Annotated in this window: 13 protein-coding genes; 11 read left to right on the forward strand and 2 right to left on the reverse strand. The window is 71.5% G+C overall.

All coding sequences use genetic code 11. The features are described 5' to 3' along the window. Positions 1-121: 121 nt before the first annotated feature. Positions 122-940, forward strand: a complete 819-nt coding sequence (locus AB0B91_RS04155) for a DUF4253 domain-containing protein (protein WP_358315198.1) — start codon at positions 122-124, stop codon at positions 938-940. 85 nt (positions 941-1,025) lie between these two features. Here AB0B91_RS04155 and AB0B91_RS04160 read toward each other — a convergent pair whose 3' ends face one another. Beyond that, positions 1,026-1,859, reverse strand: a complete 834-nt coding sequence (locus AB0B91_RS04160) for an SAM-dependent methyltransferase (protein WP_358315201.1) — start codon at positions 1,857-1,859, stop codon at positions 1,026-1,028. Positions 1,860-2,024: 165 nt separating this feature from the next. Further along, complete coding sequence (locus AB0B91_RS04165; protein ID WP_358315204.1) at positions 2,025-3,275, reverse strand: Scr1 family TA system antitoxin-like transcriptional regulator; 1,251 nt, start codon at positions 3,273-3,275, stop codon at positions 2,025-2,027. 218 nt (positions 3,276-3,493) lie between these two features. Between AB0B91_RS04165 and AB0B91_RS04170 the strand changes: the two genes are divergently transcribed. The 10 genes from AB0B91_RS04170 to AB0B91_RS04215 all read left to right on the forward strand — a co-directional run bounded on the left by AB0B91_RS04170 (position 3,494) and on the right by AB0B91_RS04215 (position 13,655). After that, entirely contained in the window at positions 3,494-4,270 is a 777-nt protein-coding gene (locus tag AB0B91_RS04170) for a hypothetical protein (RefSeq protein WP_358315207.1), read from the forward strand. Next, positions 4,267-5,862, forward strand: a complete 1,596-nt coding sequence (locus AB0B91_RS04175; protein ID WP_358315209.1) for an MFS transporter — start codon at positions 4,267-4,269, stop codon at positions 5,860-5,862. Before AB0B91_RS04170 ends, AB0B91_RS04175 begins: the two co-directional genes overlap by 4 nt. Before the next feature lie 11 nt (positions 5,863-5,873). After that, positions 5,874-6,203, forward strand: a complete 330-nt coding sequence (locus AB0B91_RS04180) for a hypothetical protein (protein WP_358315212.1) — start codon at positions 5,874-5,876, stop codon at positions 6,201-6,203. Positions 6,204-6,255: 52 nt separating this feature from the next. Further along, entirely contained in the window at positions 6,256-6,453 is a 198-nt protein-coding gene (locus tag AB0B91_RS04185; RefSeq protein WP_358315215.1) for a hypothetical protein, read from the forward strand. Positions 6,454-6,551: 98 nt separating this feature from the next. Then, on the forward strand, positions 6,552-6,848 hold the full coding sequence (locus AB0B91_RS04190; protein ID WP_358315218.1) for a hypothetical protein: 297 nt from the start codon (positions 6,552-6,554) through the stop codon (positions 6,846-6,848). Then, complete coding sequence (locus tag AB0B91_RS04195) at positions 6,848-7,573, forward strand: hypothetical protein (protein ID WP_358315221.1); 726 nt, start codon at positions 6,848-6,850, stop codon at positions 7,571-7,573. The genes AB0B91_RS04190 and AB0B91_RS04195 overlap by 1 nt, the downstream gene beginning before the upstream one ends. Continuing rightward, positions 7,570-8,766: an NAD(P)/FAD-dependent oxidoreductase gene (locus AB0B91_RS04200; protein ID WP_358315223.1), complete on the forward strand. Its 1,197-nt coding sequence runs from the start codon at positions 7,570-7,572 to the stop codon at positions 8,764-8,766. The genes AB0B91_RS04195 and AB0B91_RS04200 overlap by 4 nt, the downstream gene beginning before the upstream one ends. Continuing rightward, positions 8,759-9,568 carry an aspartate/glutamate racemase family protein gene (locus tag AB0B91_RS04205; protein ID WP_358315225.1) on the forward strand — a complete coding sequence of 270 codons (810 nt, stop codon included), beginning with the start codon at positions 8,759-8,761 and terminating at the stop codon, positions 9,566-9,568. The genes AB0B91_RS04200 and AB0B91_RS04205 overlap by 8 nt, the downstream gene beginning before the upstream one ends. A 5-nt stretch (positions 9,569-9,573) precedes the next feature. Beyond that, positions 9,574-10,551: a porphobilinogen synthase gene (gene hemB / locus AB0B91_RS04210; RefSeq protein WP_358315228.1), complete on the forward strand. Its 978-nt coding sequence runs from the start codon at positions 9,574-9,576 to the stop codon at positions 10,549-10,551. A gap of 44 nt (positions 10,552-10,595) precedes the next feature. After that, on the forward strand, positions 10,596-13,655 hold the full coding sequence (locus AB0B91_RS04215) for a hypothetical protein (protein ID WP_358315231.1): 3,060 nt from the start codon (positions 10,596-10,598) through the stop codon (positions 13,653-13,655). Positions 13,656-13,742 lie beyond the last annotated feature (87 nt).

Genomic DNA, 13,742 nt, shown 5'->3' on the forward strand with positions numbered 1-13,742 from the left:
TCTCGAAGACGGGGTGGCCGGCAGAAGATTCGCCTGTACGGGATCGCCCAGGACAAAAGTCCTGGAGCAACCGTCGGGACTACCATCTCCGAGACAGGATTCGGTAGTGAAACGGTAGGGCATGAACGATCATCAGCTGCCACGTGAGGTGTGCCAGCTGTTCGCCGACGGCGGCAGAGGGCGGCTCCTGCCGGTCGGCCTGCCCGAGGGCGACGTCGTCTGGCCCGATCCCGGCTACACGCACCAGGGCGAGGCGGCCAGGCCAGCGTTCTGGATGAGCGACGAGGCCGTGGCGGGCACTGACTGGGCGCGGTTCCGGACCGCCCACCCGCGTAGCGGCCTGTGGCCCGTCCTGCTGGACGAGTCCGCGCAGCCCTGGTCGATCGGCCAGGTCGTGCCGGACGAGGTGCTGATGATCGAGCACTTCACGGCCGAGGGGTTCATGGCCGAGGTGTGGCAGGAGTGGGTCGGCAAGATGCCGCCGGACGCCCTGGAGGAGCTGGAGCCGTTCGGCGCGCTCTGTCCGGGCCCGGCGCCGCCTGGGGTGCTGAGGGCCGACCCGGGCGCCGTCGCCGACTGGTACGCCGGTGAGCTGTCGGCCAGGGGCCTGCCGCTCGGCCTGGTCGCCGCGCACCGAGGTGCCGACGCGCTGGCTGTGATGGGCTGGCAGGGGGCGCTGCACCACAACGAGTGGATGGTGCCGCTGGCGGCGGTGGTACGCAGCTGGGAGGACCGGTTCGGGGTCCGCGTGGTCGGCGTCGGCTTCAACACGCTGGAGCTGAGCGTCGCCGCGCCGCCGGTCGAGCCCGAGCACGCGCTGCACGTGGCGGCCGAGCACTGGACCTTCTGCCCGGACAACGTCGTCCAGGGGCCGGGTGATCTGCACAGTTACGCCGAGCAGATCATCGGCCGGCATTACTGGTCGTTCTGGTGGGACTAGCCCTGGACCCTGAGGGTCCGGCCGGTGCACCGGGCCGGACCCTCGGTCGCGGGGGGCACCCGCGAAGGCGCCATGGCCGGGCGTATCAGGGAAGGCGGGCCACGGCGCCGTAATTGCCCGACGAACTCGGCTGGTCCGCACACGGGGAGTCCAAGCCGTCGGGCCGCCAGAGCGGGACCCACACCAGTCCCGGCTCCAGCAGTTCGAGACCGTCCAGCAAGGCCGCCACCTCGGCACGCGAGCGGATCACGTGTCCCGGCAGCGTCATCGCGAGCAGGTCGTTGATGGCGGGCAGCAGTTCGGCGGGGATCCCGTCGAAGGTGGTCTGAAGGAGCCCCAGGTAGCTGCCGTCCACGACGGCGTGGCGCAGGCGCTTGATCACGAAGGACGCCAGCTCGTCGTCGTTGAGGCTGTGAGTGGACAGGAGCAACACCCCGACAGGCCGTTCCCAGTCGATGAACCGGGCCACGACCTCGTCGGCGAGCAGCTCGTCGATCTGTCGTACGTCACCTTCCACGACCCGTACCAGGTCGTGGACGCGCTCGATGGTGACGTGGGCACTGGCCAGGACCATGGGGTCGTTCTCGACATAGACCACGCGAACGTCAGAGGCGGCCGAGGCGTCGCGGGCGACGTCATGTAACTGATGTCCGGGCGGCAGCGCGCTGGGCACGCCACTGCCGATGATCAGGAACTGGTCGATGCCGGAGCCGGCCAGATGGCTCACCACCCGTGCCAGGTAGCGGAGGACGGCTCGTGCGGCGGAGCCGGTGACCGGAACCGCCTCGTCGTAACGGCGCACCGCATCACTGTCAACCTCGAAATGGTTCTTTCCCCCCGCGGCGGCGTCGAGTATTCGGGTGACACTCGCGCGGGTGGTGTCAAGGTTGGTCAGATTTCGGATGGCACGCTGACGCATTGAGTGTTGCCCCTTTCCCCTCGCCAGGAAGAAAGTTGATCCCACTGACCCCACTCATTTGGTCCAACAATACCAATGATCCATCAACGCCCGGATCTGACAATAGAAAGAGCAATATTTGTTGGGAAATATCCATTTCCCGTTGTGGCGCGGGGAAGTGTCAGATCATCTATGGGTCAGACGGTCACGGTGCGCATACAGCAACTCGTGGGTTTCGTCGCCCATGGTGGTGGTGACCGACAGCTTGGTGAATGCCTGGTGATAGGCCTCGACCGCGGTCGCATCGGTGATCACTTCATCGGAGTCGATGGCGTGGGCGCAGGCCACATCGGGCTCGAAGGCCTCCGGGAAGCGCCACATGGTGAACGATCCGCTACGGGGCAGATAGATCGGATCGTCGATCGGCACGATGTGCAGCGAGATGTTGGGCCGCTTCGCGTACTCGATCAGCCGGTCGAGCTGAGCCGCCTGCGTCTGGAGGTCGGCGATCGAGCGCAGCAGGACGCTCTCGTCGATCACCGCCCAGAGCACGGGGCCGTCGCCGTGGTTCAGCAGCGCCTGGCGGGAGCGGATCAGGCCCACGGCCGCGTCGGCCGACGTCTGGCCGAGCCCGGCGTTGCCCGCCACCTCGATGGCGGCCCGCGCGTAGGCCTCGGTCTGCAGCAGCGGCGGGACGAGCTGGGTCTGGTAGGTGCGGATCAGCGAGGCCCGCTGCTCCAGCGCGTACGTCGCGGCCATCCAGACGGGCACGGAGCCGGCGTCGTACCAGGAGGGCGGGCGTTCGCCGCGAGCCAGCGACAGGACGTACTCGCGGGTCGGCGGGGCGGTCACGCCGTAGAGGGTGAGCAGGCGCTCGACCGTGACGGGCGCGGGCGTGACGCGGCCCTCCTCGATCGCGCCGATGGCGGCGGCGCCCCGGCCCAGGGAGGTCTCGACCTCCTCCGGCGACATGCGCGCGATCAGCCGGAGGTTGCGCAGGCGGTCGCCGAGCGCTTCGCGTTGCGGCTCGGTCAGCGGGGCCGCGGCCTCGGGGATCTCGGGGGCGGTGGTCTCCGGCTGCTCGGGCAGTCCCTCGGCCGCGCGCGCGAGCCCTATCACGCCACGCAGGACACTCAGCGACCCGTCGGAGAGCCCGGAGGCGGACGCGCCGATCGCGGCGGCCCGCAACTGGAGCTCCTCGACCGCGCCGGAGTCCACGGCGTCCTCGCCCAGCAGCCAGCCCACGCTCACCTGGAGGCAGGCGGCGAGGGCGCGTAGCACCTGGAGGGTCGGGTTGGTCTGCTTGCCCGTGCGCAACTGGCTGACGTAGGCGCGCGTGATCGGGATGCCGGCTTCGGTGAGGGCCGCGGCAAGTTGAGCCCCCGAAAAGCCGCGCTTGCTCAGAGCGAGATCGAGTCGCTCGGCGAAGTTCGCCACTCGTACCTCCCAGCCGCCACAAGCCTCCAGCGTAAAGGAAGCCTGGCTCGCCGTCCCCTGCCCCGCGGGAAGCGAAACTCCGCAGCGGGAGGTCAATGTATACGAAAACTGTCAGTTGACACAACGAGCGGGGGGCGCCCACTATCGTACTGATCGTGGTAACTGAGACTTGACAGCCGGAGGGTTCTGGAGAGTCTCCGGCGAGGAGGTGGCCGGACGTGACCGTCGATTCCGTCGATTCCAAGGTCCGTTCCTGGTTCTCGAAGAATCCGGCCCCGCCCGCGCAGGCGAACGTGATCAGACGCGTCTGCGCTCGGGCGGCCCCAGAGAGGAATGTGATCCATGTAGCCGAGCTGCCACTTGGCGGCGTACAGGTCTGGGTGGACGACACCCCCGACCGGTGGAGTGTGCAACACCGCATGGCCCGCGAGCTGCGGCTCGCCGGGTGGCACACGGAGGCGGGCGCCGATCGCCTGCTGGTGCTCGGTTGGAGCGCCGACTGCCTGCACCACCGCGCCCGCATGCTGGCCGCGGCGCTGAGGGGCCGGCTGGCCGACTTCGACCAGACCGCGGTCATGGCCGTCATGATCGCCAACCCGCTGAAGGACCGGGACCTGTCCGTCGACGAGATCACCCTCGAGGTGGAGACGCAGCTCAGCCGGTCGCTGCGCTGGCCCGACAGACTCGCCGACCTCGACGGGCTCGAACGCACCGCTACCGTGGAGCCGCTGCGGCTCAGGCTGGCGCAGATCGCCGGTCTGGAGGCCAAGGTGGCCCGCCGCTGTGCCGAGCACCTGGCCCTGGCCGCGCAGGTCGCCCTGACGCTGGCCGGCGGCGACGTGCCGTCCAGGGTCCGCACGAGCAGCCGCGACATCGGCCTGTCCGAACGGGTCGTCGCCGCGAGCGTGCCGAACAACAGCCCGGTGCCGGTTCCCGCCGAACCCGTTCCGGCCCCGGTCGAGCCCGAACTCAGCTACGCGGAGTCGGCCCGATGACCTTGACGCCCATCCGCGAGGGCGTCACCGGTCCCATGGTGGTGCCCGCGATGCCGTCGGCTCGCCGGATCCGGGGGCGGTTCGCCGTACTGCGGCTGGTCGCCTCCGGGGTGGTGGTCGCCATCATGGCGGACAGCACCGCGACGACGTTGGCGATCCCCGTGCTCAGCCGAGACCCGCTGGCGGCGGCCCTGCCGCTGGCCGAGGTCACCTGGGTGAGCACGGTCAACTTCGCCGCGGTCGCGGCGCTGCTCGCCACCGCCGGACGCTTCGCCGACCTGCTGGGCAGGCGCAGCGTCCTCGCGCTCGGGCTGGCCCTGTACGGCCTGGGCGCGACGACGGTCATCGCCGCCCCGTCCTGGACCCTGCTCCTCACCGGGCGGGTGGCCCAGGGGGTGGGGGCGGCGCTGATGTTCCCCGCCTCGCTGGCGCTGCTGCTCGGCGAGCTGCCCGCCAACCGCCGCGCCGGAGCCATCGCGCTGTGGAGCGCGTCGTCCGGCATCGGGGCCCTGGCCCTGCAAGGGGGCGGGGGCTGGCTGCTGACCGAGTACGGCTGGCGCGGCCTGTTCCTGCCCGGCGCGGGACTCGCGGCGGCGCTGCTGATGCTCACCCCGGCGCTGCCCCGCAACCGCGGCACCAGGCAGGGCGTACCGGACCTGTTCGGCGCGGTCCTGCTGATCGGCGCGGTCGCGGGAGCGGTGCTGGCCATCTCCCAGGGCAGCCTGTGGGGCTGGACCTCCATGCGCACGCTGGCGTGCGCGGGAGGCGGCGGGCTGCTGTTGGCCGGGGCCATCGCGATCTCGTGGCGGCATCGCGCCGGAGCGATCGACATGAGCCTGTGGCGGCGTCCCGGCTTCCTGTGGGCCGGGGCCACCTCCTCCATGTACGGAGCCGCATCCTTCGTCGTGCTGGCCATGGGGCCGCTCTACCTGCGCAACGCCGAGTTCGACACGAGCACCATCGGCCTCTGGCTCACCCCGATCTCCATCGCCATGATCGTTTCAAGCCCGATGGCCGCACCGATCAGCCGGCGCATCGGCATCAACGGCGTCATCTATGGCGGTGCCCTCATGCTCGGCACGGGCTGTGCGCTGATGCTGGCCCAGCCGCACCCGAACCTGTGGTGCCTGTTGGGCGCGGTCATGCTGGGCACCGGGTTCGGCTTCCTGTCCACCGGAACGTTCATGGTCGGCTCGATGGCCGCCGACCCCAGCCAGTACGCCTCGGCGGTCGGCGCGATCAACACCGCGCGCATGCTCGGCGGAGCCATCGGCGTGGCCGGCGCCTCGGTGCTGGTCGACCATCCCATGCTGGCCGGACCGATGCCGGGCTTCTCCACGGTGCTGGTGGCCTGCCTGGCGGTGGCGGTCCTGCTCGGTGTCGCGGCACTGATCCGCGTAGCCGTCGCGGCCACCAGCAACCGGCCACGCCGTCCCTCCCTGCGAGAAGCGGAAGCGGAGCTGGTGTTGCTGCGCAGCCTGCTCGCCGAGCTCCGCGACAGCTTCGTCCAGGTCCGCAGCGAGGCCGAGCATGAGCTGGCCCGCTTCGGCGTCCGAGACCCGTCCGCATTCCGGACCCTTGACCAGCGCTGACAGGAGTGATCATGCTCGCGAACGAGACCCGCAGGCCGTACCCGCATCCCTACGAAGTGCGCTCGCCCAGCGTCCGGCACGTGCTGCCGCCAGGTGCCAGGCCCGATACCGACGACACACAGCCCGCGAGCATTCCACCCCAGAGCATTCCGCTACAGACCATTCCCCGTCAGAGCGGCCCCCGTCAGAGCAGCCCCACCCAGGCGGCCGCCAACGGCGGCGTGCCGCCGCAGACCCCGCCCGAGCTGACGGCGCGCACCGTCCACCGGCTTCGCCACATCCGGCAGGTGTCGGACCAGGCGATCAGCGTGATCGACCAGGCGCTCCACCAGCTTCCCTGACTCCTCTCAGGCCGTTCCTTGAACCCCCCAGGCTCCCTCGCAGGAGGAACTCATGCTCACCATCCAGGTCGAATCCCCGGCAGGACTGGCAGAAGATAGACAACGGGAGTTCGCCGATACCGTGATCGGGGCAGCGGTGGATCTCCTAGGGGTGGAGCGCGGCGAGATCCGGCTCGTCCTCACCGACTGGGACGAGGCGCGGGCGCGTCGGGAGGCGGCGTTCTGGGCCGCGGCTTGGTCGGGTTGCTGATGCCCGCCACCCTCGCCCGCCGGGCGACCGCCGGCGAAGGCGGGAACGCTCTGGGGGCTTCGTACCGCTGCCCTAATGGCTCCAGAAGGGTCCCAACGGTGCCGGTGCCGCCTACCGTCCCCGTCGTACAAGCACTAAAACGGAAGGCGGCCGCCGTCGCGGACGCCGAGCTCGGACGGCTTGCCTCCCGCGCGCCCAGCCTGGACGCCGCGGCCCGCGCCGAGATCAAGGACGCCGTCCAGCGGGTGGTCGACGCCTTCCTGCGCGAGCCGATCAGCCGGGTGACCAGCCATGCCGACTCCCCTCTGGGAGAGAGCTACGCGGACGCCTTATGTGAGCTGTTCTCCCTCGAACTGCCTGCTTTCTCACTCGACCATCCAGCCAGGAGCGCCTGATGAGCCGCGGCCGGGTCGGCGTGCTGGTACCGCCGGCGAATCCATCGGTGGAGCCCGAGCTGGCCCGGCTGTTCGGGTCCCGGGCCGACATGTACGTGAGCCGCTTCCCGGTACGGCCCGGCCTGACGCTGGCCGAGCGGCTGGAGACCTACAACGAGGTCCTGCCCGCGATGATCTGCTCGTTCGGCGACCTGCCGCTCGACGCACTGGTCATGGCGTGCAGCGGCTCGCGATATCTGTTCGCACCCGAGGAGGATCGTGAGAGGTGCGACAAGCTGAGCGGTGAGGCGGGCATCCCCTTCGCCTCGGCGACACTGGCGACGCGGGAGGCGCTGGAGCACATCGGGGCGCAGGAGTTCGTGCTCGTCTCGCCGTATCAGCCCTGGCTCACCGAACTCGCCGAACGGTTCTGGGCGGCGACGGGCCTGCGCGTCACCCGCGTGATACCGGTACGGGCGCAGGGCGGCTTCTCTCCGTACACCGTCACGCCGAACGAGCTGGTCGAGCAGGTGGAACAGGCCGGCCTGCCGGCCGACGCGGTGGTGCTGTTCAGCGGCACCGGGATGTCCACCCTGCCCGCGCTGGGGCCCCTGGGCGCCGGCAACGACCGGATCCTGCTCACCTCGAACCTGTGCAGCGCCTGGTGGGCGCTGGCGCACGCGACCGGTCAGCCGGTCACGCTCAGCCGGGTGCCCCACCGCCCGGTCGCGCAGGGGCGGTCATGAACGGCGTCACCGTGGTCGGCGCGGGCCCGGTCGGGCTGACCGCGGCGCTCACGCTGGCGCGGGCCGGCGTGCCGGTGACGGTCCTGGAACGCGAGCCGGGCCTCGGCCGGCAGTCACGGGCCTCGACCTTCCACCCGGCCACGCTCGACCTGCTGGAGGAGCTCGGGATCGCCACCGCGCTGATCGCCCGTGGCCGGGTGGTGGAGCGGGTCCAGTGGCGTGACCGGGCGGGCCGGGTGCTGGCCGAGATGCTGATGGGCAGCCTCGACGGCCTGACCGAGCACCCGTTCCGGCTGCACGCCGAGCAGTCCACGCTCACCGCGCTGCTGCTGGAGGCGCTGTCGGCCTACCCGGAGGCGGAGGTGCGCTTCGGCACCCCGGTCGACGGGATCGCCGAGGGCGGCACGGGCGTCCGGCTGCGCATCGGCCGCACATGGGCGCGGGCCCGCTACGTGGTCGCGGCGGACGGCGCGCACAGCACCGTGCGCAGCTCGCTCGGCCTGCCGTTCCCGCGCTCGGAGTATCCGACGCAGGCGCTGCGGGTCTTCACCGACTCACCGCTCGACGCGCTGCTGCCCGGCCTGGCGCCGCTGACCTACGTCCGCGACTCCCGCCAGTCGTGCAGCCTGCTGGCGCTGCCCGATCACTGGCGGATCATCATCAGGATCCCGGGCAACGCCCGCGACCCGCTCAATCCCCAGAACATCGCCAAACTGGTGCACCGCGCCCTGCCCACCGAGAAGACGCCGATCCGGGTGATCGGGGCCGACCGGTACAGCCTGGCCCGCGGCGTGCTGGCCGACTACCGGTGCGGGCGGGTGCTGTTCGTCGGCGACGCCGCGCACCTGACCTCCACGGCCGGCGGCCTGAACATGAACGCCGGCATCCACGACGCCGTCGAGATCGGCCAGGTGCTCGCGGCCGTGCTCGGCGGATTCACCGCACCCGCCGCGCTGGACGCGTGGGCGTGGCGGCGGCGCACCGTACTGGTCAACCGGGTGATCCCGCGCAGCGAAGCGCGGGTGGCCGGTGTGCAGGACCGAGACACCACGAAGCTGGCGGCGGCCATGGCGGGGCTGCGCGCCATCGCCGGCGATCCGGAGTCCACCCGCGCCTACCTGGCGCAAGCCTCGATGCTCGACACGATGCCCGATCGCTCAAGGCCCCATCAATCTCACGTGAGGCATGGCTGACATGCGCATCTGGTTCCAGAAACACACCGTCGAGGGTCGGTCCGCCCTGCTGGACAAGCTGTACGCCGAGCACTTATCCAAGATCACCGAACCCGGCACCGAGGTGGAGATCCACACGTTGCCGGCCGACACATACGGCACCGATCTGCCCGAGCACCTGGTCGGCTACGGGCAGCTGGGACTGCTGTTCGGCAACTACTTCGCCCAGACGGCCGTGGCGGCGGAACGCGACGGGTGCGCCGCCTGGATCAGCGGCGCGGGGCAGGACCCCGGGCTGGCCGCCGCCCGCTCACGCGTGTCGATCCCCGTGATCGGCTACGGCGACGCGGTCTGGCAGGCGGCGCGCATGGAGCGCCACCGGCTCGGCGTGCTGGGCTTCATCCCGTACCTGGCCGAACCGATCACCGAGAACATCCGGGCGGCGGGCGCCGACCTGGCCTCATATCAGGTGGTGGAGGACGGCACCACCCTCGTCCAGCGAGCCCTGGCCCAGGACTTCGGCCCGCTGCTCAAGGCGTACACCAGTGCCGCGAAACGGGCGGCGGACGCGGGCGCGCAGTGGCTGGTGCCCGCCGAAGGCATCCCGAACGAGATCCTCGTCCACCTCGGCGTGCACGAACTGCACGGCCTGCCGGTGATCGACCCGGACGGGCTGGCGGTCAAGACGGCCGAACACCTGTGCCACCTGCGCCGGCTCAACATCACCGCGCGCAGCACCAGCGGCTACTGGTATCGGCTCCCGCCCGCGGATGCTGTCAGGCACGCGGAACGTGTTTTCCTCGGCAAGGTAATCGGAGGCTAGGACCCATGAGCTTCCCCGCTGACCGTCCCCGCCGCCTGCGGCGCACATCCGCTCTGCGCGGCCTGGTCGCCGAAACGCGGCTGCATCCGGCCGACCTGGTGCAGCCCTTGTTCGTCCGCGAAGGACTCGACGAACCCCGTGAGATCCCCAGCATGCCCGGCCAGGTCCAGCACACCCGCGACAGCCTGCGCAAGGCGGCCTCGGCCGCGGCCACCGCGGGCGTCGGCGGCCTGCTGATCTTCGGCATCCCGGCCGAGAAGGACCCCGAAGGCTACGGCGCCTGGGACCCGTGCGGCATCGCGCAACTGGCCATCGCCGACGTCGCCAAGGAAGTGGGCGACGCCACCGTGGTGATCAGCGACATCAACCTGGACGAATACACCGAGCACGGCCAGGTCGGCGTCCTGGACGCGAGCGGCGACGTCGACAACGACGCCACCCTGCGTGCCTACGCCGAGGTCGCCATCGCCCAGGCCAACGCGGGCGCGCACGTGGTGGCGCCGAGCGGCATGATGGACGGCCAGGTCGCCGCCGTCAGGCAGGCGCTCGACCGGGCCGGCCACGATCGGGTGGCGATCCTGGCCTACGCCGCCAAGTACGACTCCGCCTTCTACGGCCCGTTCCGCGACGCCGTCGAATCGCGGCTGACCGGCACCCGCTCGACCGCCCAGCAGGATCCCGCCAACAGCCGCGAGGCGCTGCGCGAGGTGCTGCTGGACATCGAGGAGGGGGCCGACATGGTGATGGTCAAACCGGCGGGTCTGTATCTGGACGTCGTACGCATGGTGGCCGACGCGGTCCACGTGCCGGTCTCCGCGTACCAGACCTCCGGCGAGTACGCCGCGATCGAGGCCGCCGCCGCCCAGGGGTGGCTCGTCCGCGACCGCGCCATCCGGGAGAGCCTGACGGCGATCCGGCGGGCGGGCGCCGGGAGCGTGATCACCTACTGGGCGACGGAGATCGCGGAGCAGTTACCCGGCTGAGGCTTCTTCGGTGATTCTTCGGCTTTCAGCAGCTCTGGAAGGAGGTGGCACAGGTGATGTGGCGGACGTTGACCGAGGACGTACGTGAAGAGATCCGCGACCTGTGCGACGAGTACGGATCCCACCTCTACGACTACTGCCGGACGGAGCTCGCCCAGAGCGAGGCCGAACTGGCGGTCGCCGGAGCGCTGCTGTCAGCGCACGGTCACACGCACCGGGTCGTCGACTCCTCCCTGGTGCGGCCGTGGCTCTACGGGCTGGCCCGGGCGCATCGCGCGACCGTGGCCGGCCCCGCGAGCACCGGCTCGTGGTCGCGTTCCGGCCGGATGCCGGACCTGCTGCCCGAGGCTCTGCGCGCGCTGGACACCCTGCAGCGGGAGCTGCTCGACCTGTCCGTACGGCACGGGCTCACGCATCAGGAGATCGCGGTGATCTTCGATGTGACGCCCCCGGACGTGACGTCCATCGTGAGCGAGGCGGCCCGCGGGGTGGAGCGGTGGTTCTCCGCCGTCATCGCCGCCCGGGCCGCCAACGGCTGCGGCCAGCTCGCCGCCAAGGTCTCGGCCTGGGCGACGACGCCCACGCGGCGCAACCGAGCCCGCATCAGCCGCCACATCCCCATCTGCCCCACGTGCCGGGCGGCGCCCCGGGCCGTGGTGGCGGCCACATTACTGCGTGAGCTGCCCATCGCCACCGCTCCACCCACGCTGCGCGACCGCCTGACGTGGGCCCAGCCGCTGCCGGACGCGGGCGAGCTGTGGCGCGTGGACGGGTTCCCCGTGCAGGTTCGGGGGCTGGTCGAGGCCGCTCCGATGCTGATCTCCCCGATCGCCGACCCCACGGCGGCGACCAGGGGAAGCGCCTGGCCGGCGGCGGGCGCGGCTGCCGCCGGCCAGGAGCGCAAACCCCACAGGAGCCACCGCGCTCCCACCACCGTCCCAACCCGACACAACAGACCAACCACCACCCCGGCCCGGCCCGACGCGCCGCACGCCATTCCGGCCCGACCCGACGCGCCACCCGCCGCCCCGCCTCGTCACGACGCCCCGGCCGCCATTCCGCTTCAGCGGTCCGACCCGGACGCGAGTCCGGCGCCTCGCGATCACGAGACCACCATTCCGCTCGCCCGGAAACCCGCTGCCGGCGTCCTTCCGCGGAGCGCCGCGGCTACTGGCCCGTCCGCTCCCGGCATCCTGGCCGCCCCCACGTTTGAGGCTCCGGCGGCTCCCCCACAAGGCGCCCCCACCAACCGCCAGCAGGACCGGAATGCGAGCCCAGCTGACTCACCACCGCCCGAGGTCGCCTCGGCTCCATCCGCGCCGGTGTCGCAGCCGCGCGAAGCGACCTCGGCACCGTTCGCGCCGGTGTCGCGGCCGCCTGAGGTGACCTCTCCGCCACCCCAGCCGGTCTTGCGGCTGCCTGGGCTGGTCATCGGTGGGCCTCCGGTGCCTGAAGTGCCCGCACAAAGTCGCCACGAGTTGGGCACGCCACCGGCCAACCCGCACGCGGCGACCGCGCCCACCGGCAACCGGCGACCTCGGACCGCCCCCATCGCCAAGCCGCCCACGCTGGGCGCCCCCGTCGGCAACCGGCCGCCTCTGGGCGCCCCCGTCGGCGAGCCACCTGCGCTGGGCGTCGACGACCCGCCCGTGCCGGGTGCGTCCACCGGCCAGGCGCCGCCGGATGCGTCCGATCGTGGTCCGGCGGCCGGTGCGGGGCCTCGTGGCCGGCACCCCTTCGGCGATCGTCACCGGGACGTCCTGGTGGCCACCGCCCGCGACAGGCAGGGCGTCTTCGTAGCGGCCAGCGGCACCCGCCGCGAAACCCCCGCCGCCAGGAGCCGCCCGGCCCCCTCGGCCCCGAGCAGCCGCCGGGACGCCACGACCACGAGCCCGCACCGGGACGCGGCCACGTCCGGTAACCGCCGGGACACCCCCACCCCAGACACCCACCGAGGCGCCGCGACCACCGCCCCCGGCACCCGCGGAGACGGACCGTTCGCCACGACAGGCACGCGTCCGGACACTCTGATCGCGACCACCGGCACCCGCCAGAACGCCCTGACCTCCACCCCCGCCACCCGCCGAAACGGACCGTTCAGCACAGCGGGCCAGGATGCTCTGCTCACCACCCACCGAAACGAGCCATTCACCACAAACCGCCCGGACGCCCTGTTCACCACCGCCGGAACCCACCGTGACGCCCTGATCATCGCCGGCGGCGAGCACCGAGACCTCCTGGTCGCGACCCCCAGCACCGACCTCGGCCCAGGAGGCGCCGAGCCGGACGCGGACATCTGGCGCGACCGCCCGGAGGACCCGGACTCGGAGTTCTGGCGTAACCGTCCCGACGACTTCGGGCCCGACGGCCGGTTCACCATCCGGTCCGTGGCCACGGTGGGGCTGCTCGTCGGCGCCGGGATGCTGGTGGCGAGCCTCGCCTGGTCCGGCCTTCAGAGCCGCCAGCGCCCCGCCATGTCCGAGACGCACACCACCCGCCTGTCGAACACCGGCACCATCCCGGCCGCACCACCGGCCAACGGCCCCAACGTCACGCTCAACCCCACGGTGGTCCCACCACCGGCCGGCGTGACGGCGACCGGCCCCGCGCCCACCCCGTCGGCCAAGGGCGACCCGAGTGCCACGGCAGCACCGTCCAAGCCGGAATCCAAGATGAGCGACACCCCCACCGGCGAGGTCCGGCCGCAGAAGATAGCCCTGCCCGGTCCCAATCCCCCGGTCGCGAGCCTGTCGCCGTCGTCGATCAACCTGGGCACCCGCCGTACCGGATCATTCAGGTTGGTCTGTCCGGGTGACTGCAAGGTCACCGCGGTGTCCGGGTCGAAGGGGATCGCGGTCTCCGCGCACGCGTTCCGGGTGCGCGTGCCCGCCTCGCGGCCCGGGTGTCCGGGGCCGCCCGCCACCGAGTTCGGGCGGATCACCGTACGGTGGACCGGTACGTCCAGCGGCGACGGCGAGAACACCACGGGCGTCGCCCGCAGTAGCGGAACTCTCAACCTGCGCCTGTCCTGGACCGTGGCCAACGCCAAGGGAGCGTACGTGGCCGACGGAAAGGGCGGCGGTTACTGGACGAACTGCGGATAGCTCCAGGAACCTCAGGTGGTGGCGGACCGGTCCGCCGGCCGCTCCGCCGTACGGGACAAGACCACCACCGTGCTGGTCGTCGCCGAG

The sequence above is a fragment of the Nonomuraea sp. NPDC049141 genome, assembly GCF_040648415.1.
Taxonomy (GTDB): Bacteria; Actinomycetota; Actinomycetes; order Streptosporangiales; family Streptosporangiaceae; genus Nonomuraea.

Bases quoted from the DNA above. Each gene is read 5' to 3' on its own strand.
- AB0B91_RS04160 (WP_358315201.1), bottom strand. From the start codon at position 1,859: ATGCGTCAGCGTGCCATCCGAAATCTGACCAACCTTGACACCACCCGC.
- AB0B91_RS04155 (WP_358315198.1), top strand. From the start codon at position 122: ATGAACGATCATCAGCTGCCACGTGAGGTGTGCCAGCTGTTCGCCGAC.
- AB0B91_RS04175 (WP_358315209.1), top strand. From the start codon at position 4,267: ATGACCTTGACGCCCATCCGCGAGGGCGTCACCGGTCCCATGGTGGTG.
- hemB (WP_358315228.1), top strand. From the start codon at position 9,574: ATGAGCTTCCCCGCTGACCGTCCCCGCCGCCTGCGGCGCACATCCGCT.
- AB0B91_RS04185 (WP_358315215.1), top strand. From the start codon at position 6,256: ATGCTCACCATCCAGGTCGAATCCCCGGCAGGACTGGCAGAAGATAGA.
- AB0B91_RS04195 (WP_358315221.1), top strand. From the start codon at position 6,848: ATGAGCCGCGGCCGGGTCGGCGTGCTGGTACCGCCGGCGAATCCATCG.
- AB0B91_RS04205 (WP_358315225.1), top strand. From the start codon at position 8,759: ATGGCTGACATGCGCATCTGGTTCCAGAAACACACCGTCGAGGGTCGG.
- AB0B91_RS04200 (WP_358315223.1), top strand. From the start codon at position 7,570: ATGAACGGCGTCACCGTGGTCGGCGCGGGCCCGGTCGGGCTGACCGCG.
- AB0B91_RS04180 (WP_358315212.1), top strand. From the start codon at position 5,874: ATGCTCGCGAACGAGACCCGCAGGCCGTACCCGCATCCCTACGAAGTG.